This is a genomic window from Roseovarius sp. MS2, assembly GCF_051447875.1.
GTDB lineage: Bacteria > Pseudomonadota > Alphaproteobacteria > Rhodobacterales > Rhodobacteraceae > Roseovarius > Roseovarius mucosus_A.
The window spans coordinates 1905192-1924805 of record NZ_JBKHVF010000001.1 but is presented as its reverse complement, the minus strand read 5'-3'; the positions used below and the strand labels follow the sequence as shown (position 1 = coordinate 1924805).

7 protein-coding genes are annotated in these 19614 nt (G+C 60.9%); all 7 read right to left on the bottom strand.

All coding sequences use genetic code 11. The annotated features are described in order from the left end of the window. Nucleotides 1-3 precede the first annotated feature (3 nt). From ACLGGT_RS09460 to ACLGGT_RS09430, 7 genes are read right to left on the bottom strand one after another with little or no spacing between them, the layout of a single operon-like run. Entirely contained in the window at nucleotides 4-6444 is a 6441-nt protein-coding gene (locus ACLGGT_RS09460) for an RHS repeat-associated core domain-containing protein (protein ID WP_437195835.1), read from the bottom strand. A gap of 36 nt (nucleotides 6445-6480) precedes the next feature. Beyond that, nucleotides 6481-9276, bottom strand: a complete 2796-nt coding sequence (locus ACLGGT_RS09455) for a leucine-rich repeat domain-containing protein (protein WP_437195833.1) — start codon at nucleotides 9274-9276, stop codon at nucleotides 6481-6483. 18 nt (nucleotides 9277-9294) lie between these two features. After that, complete coding sequence (locus tag ACLGGT_RS09450; RefSeq protein ID WP_437195832.1) at nucleotides 9295-11322, bottom strand: hypothetical protein; 2028 nt, start codon at nucleotides 11320-11322, stop codon at nucleotides 9295-9297. A gap of 8 nt (nucleotides 11323-11330) precedes the next feature. Next, on the bottom strand, nucleotides 11331-12671 hold the full coding sequence (locus tag ACLGGT_RS09445; protein WP_437195830.1) for a hypothetical protein: 1341 nt from the start codon (nucleotides 12669-12671) through the stop codon (nucleotides 11331-11333). Next, nucleotides 12668-16501, bottom strand: coding sequence for a hypothetical protein (locus ACLGGT_RS09440; protein ID WP_437195829.1), 3834 nt, complete (start codon nucleotides 16499-16501; stop codon nucleotides 12668-12670). The genes ACLGGT_RS09445 and ACLGGT_RS09440 overlap by 4 nt, the downstream gene beginning before the upstream one ends. Continuing rightward, nucleotides 16498-17802, bottom strand: a complete 1305-nt coding sequence (locus ACLGGT_RS09435; protein ID WP_157667272.1) for a hypothetical protein — start codon at nucleotides 17800-17802, stop codon at nucleotides 16498-16500. The genes ACLGGT_RS09440 and ACLGGT_RS09435 overlap by 4 nt, the downstream gene beginning before the upstream one ends. Further along, complete coding sequence (locus ACLGGT_RS09430) at nucleotides 17799-18881, bottom strand: hypothetical protein (RefSeq protein WP_375554293.1); 1083 nt, start codon at nucleotides 18879-18881, stop codon at nucleotides 17799-17801. Before ACLGGT_RS09430 ends, ACLGGT_RS09435 begins: the two co-directional genes overlap by 4 nt. Nucleotides 18882-19614: the final 733 nt, after the last annotated feature.

Genomic DNA, 19614 nt, shown 5'->3' with positions numbered 1-19614 from the left:
CTGCTAGTAGTGGTTGCGCGGGTTGATCCCAAGCATCTCGCGCAGGTCGTTTTCGGTGATGTCGTCAGGGCTGTTCACGCCACCTACACCTGTGGTGCGGATCTCCTCGTGCCATGCACTTTGCGGCGACCCATCCAGACCAGTGTAGTTCACGATTGCCGATCCGACATCGCCGCGCATCCCATGAGTGGCGTGGATCAGCTCATGGCCCAAAACCACGCCCGGATCGGGCGTCTCGTAGGACAATGTGCCGGTTGACGCGTCATATTCTGGCAACGCCGGCAGGTAGGATGGGTCATAGACAAGGTTGATATCACCCGGCGTGCTCGACGTGAAGGGCTGACCATCCGCCCGCGCCCCCCCAGCCGCATTGGCCTGAAAGCTGATTGTGGTGGTCTGCGGGTCCTCCACGATCCGGCTGACAAGCTCTCGGCCGGTGTCAAAATTGGTCTCACCGGTAAAGAAGCTTTTGATATCGAGCCAAAGCCCGTGCAGCCAGCTTTGGCTGATTTCGCCAGTCTCCATATCTACCCGCGCAGTGGGATCAACGCGTTGCAGACTTTCCTCGACCTGCCGCCTATAGGCCTCATCGCCCTGCACGATGCCTTCTAGCCCTGTGGGATCAATGAACGACATCGGGTTGTTGTTGGCATAGGCAAAGAGAGTGCAGGCGATGGTGTTGCCAACACAGCGCTCGGGGTCGCTCAGATAGAGCGGGTCAGGCGAGATGAAGCGCCCCAGCGCCGGATCGTAGTAGCGCGCCCCGTAGTAATAGAGCCCCGTCGCATCATCGAGATATTTGCCGGTAAAGCGGTGATGCGTCTTTTCACGCGGTTTCTCGTCGGCGACAGCCTCCTCATGGCTGGCCCAATCGGATGACAGAATTTGGGGCTGATGCTCTGTGCCATAGGCGCGGTAGAGCATCTGTTCGACCGGCACACCAGCACTTGTCATCACGTAATCCGAGGAATCCAGATGGTCCTTGAGGTAGTAGAACCAGCGCCCCGTCCCGTGTTCCATCCGTACCAAGCGGGTAGAGCCGATATTGACAAAGCTCTCGTCCCCTTTCGGCCCGCGATGGAAAGTTTCGGTGGGAAAGAGGTAAAGCTCTGCGGCACCCGCATCGTCGAGCGGCACTACGTCCTTGTACGTTCTCCGCCCGGTTTGGTCGTAGCCAAAGAACACGTCATGTTCCAAGGTCTGCGCCCGGATGAGCCGCCCATAGGCATCGAAGACCGTTGCCGTTACCTTGGGGCTCGCGGCCAGCTGACCAAAGCCGTCAAAGCTGTAGGGCGCAGCAGAGGCACCAACTGGGATCAGGTCCGTATCGGCATCCGAGGGCGGCACCAATGTTTCCCCCGCAGCCATTTCGTCATTCCGCGAAAAGGCACCGGCATCGGTGTATTCAAACGCCGCGTCCTCGCCGTAGCGCAGGTACCGCACCAGTTGGTTGCGAAAGTCGTAGTGGAAAGTGCCCGACCGGTCGACATGGCCATGTGCGGGCGCAGGCCCAGCCGCCAGACGGTCCACGATCTCGGTGATCGAACCATTCCCGTTGAAGGTCATCGAAATGTCCTGCAACGCAGTGCCGTCACCTGTCCGCGTCACGATTTCTTCGAGAAAGAGCGTTTCGCGGTTATAGGTCAGCTCGGTCACGGCCCCAGCGCGGTAGGCAATCTGATCAATCCGGCTTTCGGGGTTGTAGGTGATGTCCTCGATCACCGTTTCCGGCCCGCTGAAATCGGGATGAGTGATCGCAACCCGTCGCAGGTTCCGGTCTGGCCCAAGGGCAAAGTCATAGCCGAGACCACCTGGCCCCGTCGCCCGATTGATCCGCCCGTCGAGCGTCTGGTGAAAGCTTTCGGCAAACACCTCGCCCGCGATCTCGATCTCGTTCTGGACCATGCGGCCATTGGCATCCCAGCCAAAGCGCTGGATGCTGTCATGCCGCCCGTTAGGATCGATGACCTCAATCCGGGTGTGTTTGCCCAGAGGCAGCGGGATCGGCGTTTCGAAGGCCGCCGCAACCTGCAACGTCTCGGTCACGTCATAGGCGTACCGGATGCGGTCCTCGCCATTCACCGTCTCGAGCAGCTTGCGGTTCAGAAGGTCGTACTCAAAGGCGATCACATCGGTGGTGCCATCTTCGGCTATCCGCGCCTTGGACCATTGTCTGCCGCGCTCATCGTAGAAGTAGTAATGCGTGCCCAGCCCCGGGATCTGCTGGAATTCCATATCCCCGACAGAGTTGAAACGGAATTGCCGCGGCGCATCTTCGCCCGCGAGCCGGATTGCAGTCAGATAGCCAAAGCTGTCGCGGTCGAACCGGGTTACAAGCGAGGTGCCACTTGCATCGCCGATCATCACTGCGTGGACGCCAACATCATTGACCAGCCGATGCTCTTCAACCGACATGGAGCCGCCGTGCTGGTCTTCGTAGGTGGTGATTGTCGTCATGCCCCAAGGCGCATAGCTCTGGGTGGAAAATTTGCCTGACGGATGCGTTTCCTCGATCATCCGGCCCAGCCCGTCATAGCGATAGGCATTGCCGTGGCGGCGTTCGGGTTCTGGCACCTGACCCGAGGCAAAGGCTGCCTCAACATCCGGCACGGTTTCTGTCATGTAAGGTGTCCAACGGAAGGTCAGCAGCTCATTGCGGTTGAACTCCGAGTACTTGAACATCCGAACACCGCCCTCAGCCACATCCTCCATCTCGGCCAGCTGATTGCCCCGTGCGTTGAACGCAGCCAACGAGCGCACGAATTCGCTTTCGCCCTCCGGCGTGTCGGCGGCGGAGGGGTAACGACGCAGCGAGGTCAGGATCATGGACGGCGCGCCGTTCAGGCCAAAGCGGTAGGCATAGCGCTTTTCCGACCCATCCGCGCTTAGTTCGCGCAGCTTGCGGCCCAGCGCGTCGTAGTCGTAGTTGATTTCCATGCCCAGTGGCGTGGTTTGCCCAGACAACCGCCCGGCAATCCCATCATCATAGGCCATGGTGGTAACCTGATTGCGGCTGTCGTCTGAGCCGTGAAACTTGGTATGCGCCGTTGGCAAGGTGCCGGTTTCGTCAAAGGTCACGCTTTCGATTTTCGACAGATTGTCGGACATTTCCACGACGTTGCCAAACCTGTCATAGGCCATGTTCTTGAGCAGCGTATGGGTGGCGCTGTGCCAGTCGGCAATGTCTGGCGGAACATCTGCCAGACTGGAGAATACGTCGATCGCCCGCATTCCCAGACGCCCCCCATTTTCCGGCAGGTAGGCAAAGCGTTCCCGCGACAGAAGGCGCGTGCCTGCCACGGTTCGCCGCGCCGATGCGGCGTTGACGATGCCAAGCGGTGCCAAAGTGGCGCGCGCCTCTGCGTAATCGGTTTCCGTCACCCGCGCATAGCCGGGCATGACCTGGCCCTCTGGGCCGGTCAGTTCGACCACGGTTTCGGTTTCGCGGCCCGCATAGTTGAATTCGTCGAATTCCGCGAAGATGCGCGTCTTGACCGGGTTCACGCATTCTGTGTCGCTTGGCTCTTGCACGTGCTGTGGCCCCGCCGCAGCGGTCAGCCTTTCCTCGGTCTTGCGCAGCCAGCTGACATTGGCAATCCCAGTAGGCGCTGTCTGCCATGTATTGCTTTCGCAGGACAACATTGCGCCGGGCGTCGGCAATTTCTGGGCCCGTGTCGCGGTGGACAGCGAATGCAGCCCCGCCGCATTCGGATCGAGCGACGCGGACCCGGCAGCTGCAGCAAGCAGCACCGGATCGGCATCGACCGCGTAGGTCTGCCGGATACGCAGCTTGCCAGCAAGGTGAAGGTCGGCTGTCACATCGGCAAAGGCGTAATATTGCTCGAACGCGATCGAAGATTTCTGGGTATCTGCCCCGCCCACGAATTCGTCGCCATAGGTGACACGCTCGACCTCGGAAAAGCCGATGAAGCGGCGGTTGATCACGTCATAGAAGGGCTTGTGGTAGAAGTATTCCTCGACCTGCACATCACGCCGCGCCGCGTTTGCCACGCCTTCAGAGGTGACCATCTGTTTTGCCACCACCACCGGAAAATGCAGCGTCGCGGTTTCGCGCCCCGCCGCGCGATCGCGCAGCATCTCGTCGGTGGAGGTTGCATAGCGGATGTCGTGCCGCCGCCCGCTCTCGAAACTCACCACTGTCAGCAGGTTGGCCTTGACCAGTTGAATCTCTGTGGTGCGATTGAAATCAATCACCACGACCGGCGCAATCTCTGGTCCACTGGCCTGTTGGAACACGATGATTTCCGCCTGACCGTCGGCATCCAGATCAGCCACGCGCGAGCGGAAGGAATTGGGCGCATTGCCCACCTGCACCCGGGCATTCAGCGACAGCCGCAGGCTTTCATCCGCAAAAGATCCATCGCCAAAGCCCAGCCAAATCTGAATCTCGTCGGTACGGCTGCCCATCGAGGCAAAGTCGCGCACCCCATCGCCATTGGCATCCACGTACCACATCGACTGCACGTTGTCGGACGGGCTCATGCCCCTTATCGCGGTGAACCGCCCTGCCCCGCATTTTGGGTCATTCAAGCGCATATCCCCCCAGAGCAGCGCACCCGCTTCGCGGCTGAAAATGTTGCCCTGGTTCTCGTAGATGCAAAACCCCTGATCAGCGACGTTGATCGTCACCAGATCGGGCAATCGATCACCATTCACATCCGTCAGCCGGGTCGACTGGCGGCTCAAGAGGCCCCCATCTTGGCTGTCCATCGGCAGCACCTTGGACACCCGAGCGAAATTGATCGCATGGCCCCCGTCTGGCTGGCGTCGGGTAAGGTTGAGGTAAATCAGCGCCTCGGTCCGGCCATTGGCATCAAGCCGCGTCGCGACAATGTCGCTAAGACCATCAAGGTTCACATCCACAAAGCGGCCATTGCCGTCCGAGAACAGCGACGGTGAAATCCCGTCCAGCGGAATCGCCCGCCCGATATAGGGGAAATCCCCGACCGCGTTGCCGTTAAAGACATGCAGCAGACCGTCCTCGACCTCTAGAATATCGGCATAGGTGTCACCGGTGATGTCAGCGAAATGGAACCGGTTCTCAACCAGCCTCGGCGTGATCTCGCGCGTCAGGCCAGAGGCTGTCGTGCGCGTCAGCTTCAGTGGAATTGACGTCTCAAAGGCCGATTCCAGAGCCCCTTCACCCAAGTGCACCCGGGTCACTTCGGTGTCGCTGGTCTGCACCACGTCAAGCAGCGCATCCATGTTCAGATCGGCAAGTTCCAAGTTTTGCGGCGAAATATCCCCCGCAAAAGCCAGGTTTGGCGCGGGAAAGACAAGCTCCCGCTCGGCCAGCTCTGCCGCCGTCCAGCTTGAATAGTCAAACCGCAGATCGGGGTAGCGCAGCGTATCATCGCCAAGCGCAGAGCCGCCGGTGTTGCCAAAGCGATAGACCGCGCGCAGCTGGTCTAGAACATTGACCGAATTGGGGTCGATCTCGCCCGCAAGGTCGGATTCGGCCATGGCCTGACAATCGGGATGGGTGCGCACGGTGAATTCGGTATTGTCATTCAGCGACCGACCGATAAAGGCCATGCACCACTGGTCATAGACATCACCTGCGAAACTCGCCGTCACTTTGCCGTAGAGCTTGGGGTTCTGCTGACGCACTCCGGCGATATGGCTGACAAGGCTGGCGCGCGTGTCGATGAGATCGAAATCATAACGACTTTGCCCCCCGGCAAAGGCCACCCCGGTAAGGTAGGACCGTTCTCCGTGCTTTTCATATTCATAGCGCACTGCGTCACGGTTGGTGTTGACGCTCATCACCAGCGGCCAGCGGGTGATCGTGGGTTCGGCCGTCGCGAAATTGCCCTCGGCCACACCCTCGGCGCCAGAGAAATACATCCGGCTGCCATCCGCCATGCGCAGCTCAAACCCGGCTGGGATCGTTATTACCTCTTGCTCACCGGTACGGTCCAGCACGACCACCTCGAACGGCATATCGCGGCGCACGAACACCATCTGTTCTTCGGCCACTTCCGGGCGATAGCTCGGCAAACCGTCTATCTCGCCCAGATAGACCAGCCGCGCGCCCTGAAAGCTCAGCCGGTGAAAGAAATCGCCATCCGGCTTCCTGCCCGGAATGGCGGTGCCGAAATCCTGGTTCACGATCACCGAAGACGCGGTAAAGGACCATCCCACGCCCAGCCCCGACCCGCTGTCCCCCGCGAACTGGTTGTAGCTCAGGAAGAGCCCCGGACCGAACTTGCCGCGCTGCGGCAGCTCTGGCAGCGGCAGCGAAAAGTTGGCCGACCCGGTGTTGGCGTTGAGCTGGAACGCCCCCTCCTCTTGGCTGACCGTGCCGCCCGCAGATGGCAGCTGGATCACCGAAGAGGCGGATTTGTCATCGGCGGCGAACCCGCCCACAGGTAGGACCGCGAGCATGGCGGCGACAGGAAACGCTGTGTAAAATCGTGTCATGACAAGGTCCTTTCGGTTGGGACGTAGGATCGACAATCAGGGGTTTGACGGTGTGATGATGATCGGCACCGGCTGCAAGAAGTCGCGTCGGATCACCACGTTGGGATCGACCAGATTCGAATTGAGAATGAATTGCGGCTCTCGCTGGCAGATCACCAAGATCGGAACAGTGTTCTGCAACCCGCAAACCGGGTTACCCTTGATGTAGGGGTTCTTGCTGAGCAACGGGGTGATCTGATTGAGTTGCGCGATCTTGTTGTCCCGCAGATCGAGAAAGGACAGCTGCGGCAGCCCGGAAATTCCGCTGGTCACGGTCAGGCGGTTCTTGCGCAGGTTGAGGCTTTTGAGTTTGGAATACCGGCTGACCGCGCTTGGGTTCGCGATCTGGTTTTCCGTCACATAGAGGTGTTCGAGATCCTGTGAAAAGACGATTGGAATGGTGCCAAGCTGGTTCTTGCTCAGGTTCAGGGTTTTGAGCTTGCGCAACTGCCGCATCGGCTGCACATCCCTGATGTTGTTGTCATACAGAAGCAGACTGGTCAGTTCCGGCATCCCGGCGATAGGAGCCACGTTGCTGATCTGCTTGGCATTGAGGTTCAACGATGTGACGCTGCGCGCCCATTCGTTGACGCCCCGGCAATTCTGGCTGCTCTGGCCCGCGCCCTCGGCCACCGCCATGATCGCGTCCACCGTACGCCTTGCATCGCCCAGCATCCCGATCTGAAACCTGTGCACGAGGCAATAGGTCAGCATCGAATTCATCACGACCGGCGCGTTCCACATCGTCGCGGTTTGCAGGCTTGGCAATTCGTCCAGAACGCGGATGTCGCGGACCTGGGTGTCGCGGAAATTGACGGATTGCAACTCTGGCATGTTGCGCAGAGCCCAAAGTTCGGCAATCGGGTTCGAAGAGATGTCGAGGTTCCGCAGCGCGCGCAGGTTGATCAGGCTGTCGTCATCCTCGAGCCCGGTATTCGAGGCATCGACAAATTGCAGCCGTTGCAGGAACCGCAGGTTGCTCACTTCGCCAACGGGGTTGTTGTCCAGCAAAACGTTCGTCGCGCTTTCAGCCACCCGGATGTAATCCAGCGTGGTCAGCCCGCGATCGCGCAGGTTGATTGTCGACATGGTCTTTAGCCGGCTTTCCGATGACCTGCAGGTTTGCGTCTGTGATATGCTCAAAAGCGCGCCAACCTCTGTGCGATGCGCCTCACTCAGCGTTTCCGGTTCGTTGCGCAGGATGCAGGCCGACAGGTAGTCGCCGAAGGTTACAGGATTGCCCGCCATGCGCAGAGTGGTCAGCCGCTCCAGCGCGGCCAGGGGCCGCACATCGATGATCGCGTTATTCGATAAATCAAGCGTGATGATCTGCGTCAGCGCGGCCAGTGCCGATACATCGGTGATCGTGTTGTCGGCAAGGTTCAACGATGTCAGATGGCTGAGGGTCGCGAGTGGTCCAAGCTCTGACAAGGTCTTGCCGGTGATCGTCAGCGCATTCGAGGAATTAAGTACGGTTGCCGCCCCCGAACAGGTGCTTTGCCCGGTGACTTCGATCATCGCGCGGATTGTGGCGCCGGTCTGGGTGGGCTCATCGCGCAACTGCACGCAAAAGGTGATGAAATCCGTGGGGCCACCGGTGGAGGCTGGATTGCCCGCAAGCTTGAATTCCACCTCGCTTCCAAAATTGGCCAGCTCGCTGAAATCGTCGATTTCGTTGTTGGAAAGGTCGAGTAACGTGAGCTGCGACAGACCAACCAGCACGCCGATGTCATCCGAGGTCAGCTCGTTTCGCGCCAAATCCAGCTCGGTCAGCTGGGTCAGAAATTGCAGAGGGGCGATGGTGTCCGGCACATTGCCGGGCAAGGACAGTTGTTGCAGCAGCGGCAGCGACGAAATCGGCCGCAAGTCGCTGATAGTGTTTCCACCCAGATCAAGCGAGGTTAGGTTCACCAAGGTGGCCAGTGCGGCCACATTGGCAATCCGGTTGTCGCTGAGATCCAGGAACTGCAACGCGGTCAGCCCTGCCAGTGGCGAGACATCCGAAATCTGGTTGCCCGCAAGCGACAGCGAGTTCAGATGCGACAGTGTAGCCAGCGGTGCCAGCGACTGCGCTCCGCTATTGTCGAGGTTGCGGCTTGTCACCGCGGTGAGGAAGTCCTGTGCCTGCCTGCAGGCCACCGTATTGCCCAGCGCGCCCGGCCCGCCCGGGGTGCCATTGAGGATCGCGCGCATTGTCGCTTCTTCTTCCGGCGTCAGGTCTCCTTTGGTGCACCAAGCGGCAAAGGTCTGGGGCGCCGTTTCGATGGGGGCGGCCCCCGGGCGGCACGCAATCTCGTGGATCCGGCCTGCGAAAAACAGGGTCGGGTCGCCCGGCGTGGCATTGGCGAGGTCAAGGTTCAGTGCCTCTACCAAGGCTGCACAGCCGGGGATATAGATCCGATCGTGGGCCGCCTCACTGCCGATATCAGCCTTGAATTGCAGGTAATGGATCAGCCCCTGCGACGTGTTCGCGGCAAAGACCGTGATCGGGTAATTCTCTGAGCTTGGGCAAAGTAGCGGGTTCTCCGCCGGGGCCGCATCAACGACGCTCTGATCGGTCGGATCGATAATCTGACTGGACGGGATCAGGAACCCCAACGCGGCAATCATCGTCTCTTCGTCGGACTGGCTTTCGCAGCGCACCCGATATCCCCGGCCTTCAGAAATCACCACCGGGTAGTGCAGCCGGTCGCCCAAAATGTCGGTGACCAGTACCACGCTGACCTCTTGCGCCTTTGCGGAAAGGGCCAGCGCCAACACGATGAATAGAGGGGCAAGAAAGCGAAGCGTCATGGGTCTAATCCCTTCATTTTATTCAAGTATCTGGACGGTTCCCGCTCCGCAGGAGGGCCGGGTGTTATCCGCAGTCAGATTGTTACCGGGCAGGGTGAAGATGGCGGCGCTGCCCGCAGTCCAAAATGTGCCAACACAGGCAAATCCCTGCGCTGTCGATTGCATCAGCTGCGCCTCTGAAGCGCCGCGAAACTGCAGCGCTGTAGATGACCCGCTTTGCGCATCGGTGCTGACCAGCCGCAGGTTCGTGGCGTCGAGGGTCGCGTTGAAAAGCGACGCGCCCACCCGGCCAGTCAGCGTTACATTGCTCAGGATCATTTCCGCCCCGGCAGAGGCTGAAATCGCATACCGCGCCGATCCGAGCGTTGTGGGTGCCCCCGGTGCCCCACTGATCGCCAGCCGACTGTTGGACCCTTGCACCGCGATGGTGCCTGCCTGAACCCGCGTCGCCCGCGCATAATATGCGCCAGAACAGAGTGAAATGCCCCGTTCCGGCGGCAGCCCGGCATCGCCATCGGCCACCATAATCACCCCATCGGTGACCAGAGTGCCGCCATCGGAATGCAGCCCGATCGCCTCTTGCGGCACCTCTTCCAGACGCCGCCGGAGAGTTACGTCGCGCAGCATCAGCCTGAGATCGCCGCGGCTATGGATCATCACGCGGGGCGAGGACAAAAGACAGGGCGACGCCGCGCCCGAGGCACCTGCGGGAACCGTCAAGATGGCCCGTTCAAGCCCGGGCATCGGGGCGATCTCGACCTCAGCAAAGCCCCGCTCTGCGTCGATCATGAGCGGCGCTGTTGCTGTCACGGCCTCAGGCAGATGCAGGATGAGGCGCGTCTTGCCAGCGCAGGAACCGCTGGCATGGAAGACTTCCGGCACCAGCGGCAGGCCCGGCCCGATCACCCTTATGCAGGTCGCCGCACGCGCCGCGTTACAACGCATCGCCGCCGCTTGACCGGCCCCCAAGTGCGCCGCCCGAGCCATGGATTTCCAATCGCCCTCGCCCGGCACGATGCCCAAGGCACTGGCCACCGCCGCACAGCCCTGTAGCCAGAGCGCCCGCCCGTCAGCAAAACGCAGACCCGACAGGTCCCGCCCCAGAATATCGAGCGCGGCCGGCGTCTGTTCCACGCCCTCAAAGCTCAGCGCAACGTCGATCCCCGGCAGGGCAAAGAAACCATGGCTGTGATCATATCCATCACAATTCCGCGTGCAGATGTCAGCAAAGAGCGCCGATTGCACCGCCTCCAGCTCCTCGAAACCCAAGGGCGACACCACGTCCTCCTCGGGTACGGCAAAGAGCATACGCAATGCGGCCTTTGCGGCCTCCAGTCTTGCGCCACCTTCAAGGAACAGGGGCGCAATCTCGACCCCGTCGAGCCGTCGGATCGGAAGATATCCCCGCCCCTCGCCCATCGGAGCGCTGGCAACCAAGAGCGTATCGGGCAGCCCCGCCTCGCTCATGAAAAGCTCTGCACTATGCAAGGTCCAGCCCTCTGCACCGCTGTCGGCATCGGGGACCACCGGGCCCTGCGCCTCCGCCCCGGGCCCGCAATTGATTGTCAAACGAAGCTCCAGCGGATCAGGCTGGCCAAAGCCCTGAAACCCCGCACCTTGCGCGCGTTCGCGAATGCTCAAGGCGGTCTTGATCGCCTCGCATTTCGCATCCACCGCGTAGAACCCCGCCCCGTTCGGCGCGGCCAGCAGATACCGCCCGTTTGCCGTCAGATCGGCCCAAATCGGCACGCTACCGGGCCATGCGGCCTCGGCCAAAGGTGGCGGGTTGCAGGGAATAGCGGGATGTGCGCCAAGTGCCGCGCTGTCCGTCAGATCGACCTGCGTTCGGTCTGAAATGGGCCGGTCATTCGGCATCTCGATCAGCGCCCTCACTGCGCCCTCGCTTGCGCAACCTGCAAGTTCCACCGCCTGACCGCCAAAAAGCGCCACGTAAACATCCACATTGTCGTCCGTCACATACCGAGCCAGCGCGGGTTCCTCTGCCCGCGCGGCACCTGCCGCAAGGCAGATCAGCGAGATGAGCACCCCCCTCCTCATGGCATCTGGCCCATACAGGTCAGCGCCGTCGCGGGCGAAAGGCCCACCGTCAGGAACACATCATCAATCCCCGCAGCGCGGCAGAAATCGGCAACTCCGATTCTTTGCTCGCCGCCAAAGTTCACCTGCAAATCGCCACCCTTCATCTGCCCCTGCGCATTCAGGCAGATCGGGTTATTGGTCAGCGCGGGCTGGCGGCAGACATGCTGCGTCGCGATCATCCGACGGCGGCTGGCAAGTTCGCAGAAATACACCCGGCAAAGCTGGCCGATCAGCGCCCGGTGCTCTGCCTCGGACTGCACCACCGCGCGCACATCATCCACCAGTTTGCCCGCCCGGGCCGCATAGTCATCGGTCTCGACGCGGGCCAGTTCCTCGGTCAGTTCCACGCCCCGTTCCACGATCTTTGGCAACAGGTTGACGTTGTCGCTGGTCATGAAGAGCCCTTCTTTCCAGCGGTTGAACTCGTCGAGGATGGCCGTCGCCCGCAGGATGCTTTCGCGGTAATTCTCGTAAATCGGCGTCATCTTGGCATCGCGCTCTGTCTCGTAGGCACTGTGGTAGGCGGTGTATTCCGCGTTCACTGCGGCTGCGCCGTCCTTGAGACCCTGGATCGACGCGCCCGCCATAGCGAGCACGCCCTCTGCACGCTCGCGCTTGCGTTGGAACATGGCCGTGATGGGGCTTTCAACGCCGGTGAAATAGGTCTGGACGACAGCGTCGGTGGCTTCGTCGACAAAAACGTTCAGCTCGGTTTCGGTGATATTGGTGATCAGCCCACATTCCGCGTCGAACCCGGGGGCAAGGACACCGGAATAACACGAAGCCATTTCGCCCAGCCGCGTGTCGAGCGTATTCGGCACGCCCAGATCCTCGGCATAGTCAAAGAGGGCAAAGTCCCACCGGATGGCGTTCAGCTCTGCCTGGCTCTGCATCCTCGCGGCGCAGAAATTGTCCCGCGCGGTCAGATCTGCATTGCCTGATCCACGAAAGGTGTCGAGGTGGCGTTCTGCAGTCGCGCAGTGCCCCAGCCCGGTCAGGAACCCCGCCAGTTGCTGATGCACCACCGGAAGCCCCTGCACCTGCGCCCGGTTGAGGAGTTTCAAGACACGGTCCAGCTGTTCGGCCGAGCGGGCGGGCTGATGGAACTGGCAGACGCCTTTTTCAAACGCCTCGATCCGCACATCGTCAAACGCAGGGCCCTCGCAGTTCGGCGCGCGGATGACGGCGCGTTCGATCACGTAACCTTCGATAGAATTGCGCGCCGTATCGCGTGCCTCTGCACCTGGGGCCCCGATCAAAACGGCCAGCGCCGTCAGAGAGACAAATCGGCTCATGGCGTGCTCGCAAACAGGAAGAGAAGGGTGAAAACCGCGCCTTCAAACGGGCAATCGGATGGGTTCACGGCCAGCTTGTAGGTTCCGTAAACCGGCGCGCCGAGGAATGGCAGAATCGCGTCCTGATCGTTGGGCGGCCCGGGCATGCGGGGGAATTTCCGCGCCGCAAAGCGGTTGAACTGCCAATAGCTAAGTACCCGGTTCAGATCGGCCTCGTTTGCGGCCATGTTGTAGAAAGTGTGCTGCCCACCCCTGCTCGGCCCGATGATCCGTTCCGGCACCGTCACTGGCGATCCTTCGGCCAGCGGCCGGAACACCGTGCCGGACCCAAGATGGCTCAGCGTGTAGGTATTCCACTGGGCCCCAGTGCAGGTGTACTGCGCCCCGATCAGCACATCTATCAGCGTCATCGTTTTGCGCTCGCGAAACTTTTCGTCCCAGATGACAAAGAACCCGGCCTCGCGCATCGCGTCGTCACTGCCCGCGAAGGGCGAGATTTCAAAGGTCACTTCCTCGTCGAGCGCCAGTTTCTTGATGAAGCCCGATTGCGACGGCACCACCACGCGCGCCACCTCGATTGGAATTTCGGTTTCGTCAAAGAACCTCTGCCCCTCGATTTCCGAGACCAGCGCCGTCAATTGCGCCGCATCCTTGACGTAGGTCAGCGGATAATCCTCGCGCCGGCCGGTGATGCCCAACACCAGGGAATACCGTTGCCGCATCAGGTGCAGCAGCCGGTTCGCCGTGGTCAGGCTGGTGCGCTTGGCCGAAATGTAATCCGGGATCCCGCGCAAAAGCTCGCTTAGTGTTTCTTGACTCGCGATGAAAAGCTGCCGCCGCTCGTCCGGGTCGTCGATCTCACTGGCAAGGTTGACCATCTCCTCGCGCTGCGCGGCCACCTGCACCAGCATATCCGCCTGCACCTGCTCGATCTGCGTCTTGAGCTCTGCCCGCTGGCCCACCAGCTCGATGGAGCCTTCAAGCGCGTTCACCAATTGCTCGGTATTGCCCTCTTCGCCACGAATGCGCGCCTCGACAAAGGCCAGTTCCGAGTTGGAAATCGCCAACTGCTGATCGGCCTGTCTTTGCCGCAGCTCGTCAATTACGGTGGTCACCTGCTGGCTTTCCTCGGCCAACCCTTCGACCGTTGCGCGGGTCATCTCGATCCGCTCGATCCGTCCCTGAGCAGCGCCCACCAGCGCGCCCAGCTGCGCGTTATCCTCGGTCAGCTGCGCCTCGTTCAGCGCCAGCTTTTCAAGCTCAAGCTGCAGGATAGCGATCTCGTTGAAATACCGCTCGATGAGCCCTTCTTGCTGCAACCGATCAAAATCCAGAAGCGCGTTTTCCTCTGCCTGCAACTCCATCGTCGCCAACATCCGGGTGTGCTGCGCCTTGAGCCTTGCGACCTGTTCATCAATGCCAAGCTGCGCGTTGTCGCAATCCACCGCGGCCATCGATCCCTGCAGCTCAAGCTCTTTAATCGCCTGCAGCCCCTCGGCCCGTTTCCCGGCCAACTGGAAATGCGCCCGATGAAGCGCCAGCGCCTTGACCGCTTTCTCGAAATCAATCCGCTCATTGGCCTCGCGGATATTGGCCAGCTGCGTGGCAAAGGCACGGACCTGACTTTCGGTCTGGATGTTGATCTTGCCGAATGCCAGCGCGGTATTGAGCGCCACGCGCGCGGCTTCCATCACCGCATAGGCGGGCTTGTCCACCTTGATCGTGGTGTAGACGCCGCTCGCCATGCCGGCAGCGGCAACCGTGGTTTCCGGCACCCCGGCCAGTGCCGCATAGGCGCCTTGCACGACGGCCAAACCAGTCTGCAGACCCAAAATTGTGTTCTGAAAATCACTCGCCCAGCCCGTCACGAAATCAAGCTGCTCATTCACCTTGTCGCGCTGCTGTTCCAGCCCGACCCGCTGCTTCTCCAACAGCGCCTTTTCCGCGTCATAGATGCCCTTGGCAAAATCCACCTCGGTTTGCGAAAAGCCGTTGCAAGAGACGGCGCCCAGTTCATCCTCAAGGCTCAGCCCGCTGTCGATCAGGGTCGAGGCTTCGGCCATCGGCTCAAGCTCGGCCAGTTCCACAGGGTCGCCGATCACACATTTCAGTATGAAGGCTCGGCCAAGGATTCTTGCATCGTTCAGCTTGGCGCGCAGTCCCGGCTCGCTGTCAGTGCCGCACATCGTGTCTTGGTATTCCACACGAGTGAAAGACGGGCTGACCACGTCGCAGGGTTCCTCGCCCGGCAGAGCGGGGGCAAAAGGCGTGTCCAGCGTCTCGCCGATAAGGGCAAGCTGGTTTTCAACGCCGCAAATGTCCTCTCGGATCACATTCCGCCGCAGCGCGTGCACGTCCACCTGTGTTACGTCGATCCGGTCGATCCGCTGCTTTGCGCCCTCGATGGAACTCTGTGCATCGACAATCCGCGTTTCCAGAATCGCCCGCTGCCGCACCAGCGTTTCCAACTGCGTCCGATTGCGCGCCAGTTGCCGGTCATATTCCCCTATCTGGCTTTCCAGCGACGATACCTGCAGATCAAGGTTCATCCGCGTCATCTCGAAACTCAGCAGCCAACGCAGTTCCGCTCGCCGCTCGATCTCTGCTTCCTTGGTAATCGCGATAAGGTCGAGCGCCTGGCGTTCCTGCAATTGCTGGCGGCGGTTCTCGAATTCCGCGATCTTGGTGGACAGCGCGATCTCGAGGTTTCTGATCTGTTGCCGTCGGCTGAAGGTGTCTAGCTCTGCGTCCAGCGCACTTATCTCTTGCTGCACTTCGCCGGTCAGGATCTGCGCCTCTGTTTCCAGTTTGCCGATCTGATGCGCGAGAAGATTGATCTTTTGCCCCCGCACCACGCGGCGCTCATCAATGGCGCGTGTCGCCTGCCCCTCGGACGCCGCCGACCATTCGCGCACAATGGCCTCCATCCGCGCCTCGACCGCCTCCAGATCGCGTTTTGTCCGGTCAAGCGCCTGTTGCAGCTCCTCAAAAGGGATCGTGGTGAACGCCACCGGATCGATATTGAGAAAGATCATCCCCCGTCTCAGGCTCTCCATTCTTGCCTGCAACTCGCCTTCGAGGATCGTGAGATCGGCGCGCAGATCATCATAGGTCTGTTCTGCCGGGATGTCGGTCTTGGTCTCGATCAGAGTCCAGAGCGCGAACTCATATTGCGTGTGCGCTTTGTGCAGGTTTGGCTGATCTTCCAGCGCGGCGCCCGGGATCACCTCTAACGCCTCGCTGACGGCAAAACCCAACGATTTGACGCGCGCCTCACTCATCGTCTGATACCAAGTGTCGCCCACAGTCATGCGCAGCCTGATCTTGACGCTGCTCAGCCCCACAAGCTGCCGTGTATAGGTGCGAAACGCGTCATCTGCCTCGGCGCTTCCTTGTTGCCGGGCAAGCAGTTTCAGCCCCCGTTCGGCCACCGCAATCCCGTCTTCTGCATGTTGTTGCGCGCTCTGCGGCGACAGCAGCGTGCTGTCGCGGCTCAGAACACCTGCGGTGGAGAGAAATGGCAGGTCAGAGGCGAGGAACAGACGGTAGCGCGCCAGTTGCAAGTGGCAGTCAAAGCCACAGACCTGCGCCAGCCGCCCGCCCGGATCGGACCCGCAGCTATCAAGATAGGATTCCAACTCTGGCGCTACGTCCGACATGTATTTCAGGTCGCCCCGGAACGTGGCGATCTGGAGCAACGTGACCAGCTCGGCCGCGTGCAACTGCGCCTCCTCCGCCGACACGTCGAGGCATTGCTGCGCCTCTGCCACCCGCCCCGGCAGGGCGGCGGCAAGAGCCAGCACAAGGATCAAGGAAAAGTGCCGGATCATTGCAATTCCTCCAGCAAATTGGCGCTGATCTGGCCGACATGGCGGGCCAGTTCGGCCATCAATTCTGTCTCAAGACTTGGGGAGGTGCCCGCCTCTACCAGCGCCCGTGCGCGCGCGAGGCAGGCGACGTAGGGTCCTTCGATTTCGCTCGACAGGACAAAGGAGTCGCGGTTCATATCCAGCCCGTCATAGACCGACCCAAGCCCCCGGCATTCCGCCAGCCCGTCATCTGGCAGCAGTTCGGCCAGCGCCGCCAGCTCTGTCAGCACCCCGTCCATGAGTGCCACCATCGCAACCATCTGACCCTGTGCCGCTTGGTATTCCGACATCTCACCCGGCTGGTTCAACGCGGAAAGATCCACTGCTTCCAGCTCTGCAATGGTCTTTTCGGCCTTCAGCTGGTCGTTCTGCACCAAACGGATATTCGCCGCCGCATTGCCGAAAACGCGCTCCAATTCGAGGATCTCCGCTGTCAGGATCTCTACGTCCATCGCGGTGACGAGGCTCTGGAATTCTTCCGCTGCCGCGTTGAGCAGTGTCAGGCTGTCCTCTACCTTTGCCCGCGCCTCCAGCGCGATCCGCTCCCTTACCCGGACCTCGATCAGCCGCACGGTTTCGGCCCGCCCCCGCACCGGCTCGAACGCGCAGACCAGATCGGAGAGTGCCGATCCCCCCAGCCGCTCCGCGGCCGCTGCTTTCAACGGTTGCAGCGCGGCCCAGCCCTCAGCCGGTGTAATCTCCACGCTCGTCTCAAGCGCGCTGTCCTCAAGCGCCGCCATGCGCGTAAGCCTTGTGCATTTCTCCGTCAGGTCCGGCGCTGCAAAGTAAAGCCGCGCGGTGATCAGATAGGCCTCGAGCGCCGCAGCCTTTTGCCTCGCGGCCAGCGCCGCGACCATCTCTGACGGGTCTTCCTGATCCTCGGCGTAGTAACCCACACGCGTCAGGTAAAGCTCTGCCCAGGCCAGCCGCCGCATCAGCGGCCCGGCCTCTTCCTCGGTTAGGGGGATGACCGGAAAGGCCAGTCTGGCCCCTTGGCCATCCGTGCCGGGGGCGGTCTCTCCCACCACTTCGCCGATGATCGGCACGCCGAAATCAACTGCCGGCTCGCGCACCGGCTCAGGCACAGCTGCAACACTTTCGAACATCTCGAACGCGGCAAGGTCAGGCGCTTCGCTACCCAACGTTGCCCGCCAGAATCCGTCGAGCTTGCTGATGCCATAGGCACGGTCCAGCACCGCGTTCTGCGCCTCTGCTGGCCCCGACAGGCATATCACGAGCGTAATCCACAAGAGCTGTCTCATCGGCAGTACCACACGCGTTCCGCGGCATTAGGCAGCGCGCAATTGCCATTCGCATCCCCCAGCGACCGCCAATCCAGCCGAATATCCGACAGCGCCTCGCGCGCCGCATTGGCCGGGCTGTCCGCGCCCAAAACGCCCTCAAGCTGCGGGAACGGCCGTGCCGGATCGGTCGGCATAAGCACGCCGATCATATTGATATGAAAGGCCGATTCCTTTAGGAACCCCTGCGCCTTGCGGACCGTCTCGGTCCTGACCTCGGCGTAATCTGCAGGCCCGAAACCCCCAAGCGCCACCCGAAAGGCATCCTCACGATTTTCCACGCGGCGCAGCCTTGCGCGGCCATCGGCCAGGAGCTGATCCAGTACCACGCTATCGACGCGCAGCGCCGTACCTTCGCCCGACACACCGCCGAACACCTCATCGAAAAGGCCGCGCACATTGCCCAGCACCCGGCCCGCCGCCTCAATCTCGATCCGGCGCAGCGCGATCCCTGTCTCAAGATCCGAGGCTTGGGAGACGAAGGTTCGCAGCGCGATGTTGAGCGTGCCCATCACATCGGCCACCGCATCGGGCGGCGTCAGGAAAATAGCTCTCGCGAACTGCGTCGCCTCTGCCGCTGCGATGGCCTGCACCCTTGCCCGGGTCAGCGCGCTTTCCGGACAGCCGCCCACCTGGTCTAGCTCGCCAAGCATCTGCGTTGCCTGATAGATCTGGCGCATCTGCGCCAAGGTCCCGAAACTTGCGCTTTGCCGGAACTCTGTGTCCACCGTACCGAGGTAATCGCGCAGCCATTCACGCCCTTTCACGACGGCCCGACATTGGAGCCCCGTCGCCCTTGCCCGCACGTGATTGCCAAAATACGCGGCACCAAGCGCGAATTTCTGGTCCAGCGTCGGGGCCACATCCTCGGCAAAGAGCGTTGCGATGATAGTGTCGTATTCTCCGCAGGCCAGCACCCGTTCGAGGCAGAGTTGATCCTGCTGGAGATCACATGCGGTGATCGTCGGCCCGCAAAAAGACTGCGCCGCCACCCGCTCTGGCCCCATTGTGGTCAGCATCATCGCGGGAAGCACCAACATCGCGCAAACGGCCCTTCTGGCCGTCAGTCTCTGCATCATTTTTTGTGACATCGACCCCGTGCCCGCATCCGGCATGGGACTGCAAAATTCACACTGTCAAAGTAAGAGGTTCATTGTGAAAGCGCAGTTTCCCAAAAAAACCGGAAGTCATCAAAAAAATCGTATCAACCTAGGATAGTATTTGACCTCGATTCGCACAAGCTAAAGAAGTGTTCTATGCGGGCACGCTCCACTCTGAGATGATTCGCACCAAACGCGAGCTGTACCCGTGGATCGGGCGCGTGACGCCGAAACGAGATAATCACGGTTATCTTTCAGACGCTTAAATCCGTCGCGTTGCCCCTAATCTGTTCCGCCTCAGTTTGTGTGTCGGGACTATTCTGAAACTGGAAAGTTCAGGAGGGATCGTCGTGAACCGAAAGAGGCCCTGTTCACCCGGAAACGATGTTTCGCTTAAGCGCGTGAAGCGACGGCATACCGAGGTGGGTTGTATCCGGCAGTCTGGCACCCAGAGGCATCTACCCAGACTGTCGTGTTGAGGCGCAACTTAGAGCGCCCCACTGAAAAGGTGCAGTGCCTGATCATGCTGACGCTGTTGGATGTGGGGCAGCGCAGGTTGTCTGAAGCTACCCTTCACTTTGCAAAACCGAAGACAGGATGCACATGTATCCGAGGTTCTATACCTTTGCTTGTGGGCCGAAAACCCCGAGTTGGTTGACCGTATCGGCGATAT

Coding starts and splice junctions, on each gene's coding strand:
- ACLGGT_RS09430 (WP_375554293.1), bottom strand. CDS start 18,881: ATGTTGGTGCTTCCCGCGATGATGCTGACCACAATGGGGCCAGAGCGG.
- ACLGGT_RS09445 (WP_437195830.1), bottom strand. CDS start 12,671: ATGAGCCGATTTGTCTCTCTGACGGCGCTGGCCGTTTTGATCGGGGCC.
- ACLGGT_RS09435 (WP_157667272.1), bottom strand. CDS start 17,802: ATGAGACAGCTCTTGTGGATTACGCTCGTGATATGCCTGTCGGGGCCA.
- ACLGGT_RS09440 (WP_437195829.1), bottom strand. CDS start 16,501: ATGATCCGGCACTTTTCCTTGATCCTTGTGCTGGCTCTTGCCGCCGCC.
- ACLGGT_RS09460 (WP_437195835.1), bottom strand. CDS start 6,444: ATGACACGATTTTACACAGCGTTTCCTGTCGCCGCCATGCTCGCGGTC.
- ACLGGT_RS09455 (WP_437195833.1), bottom strand. CDS start 9,276: ATGACGCTTCGCTTTCTTGCCCCTCTATTCATCGTGTTGGCGCTGGCC.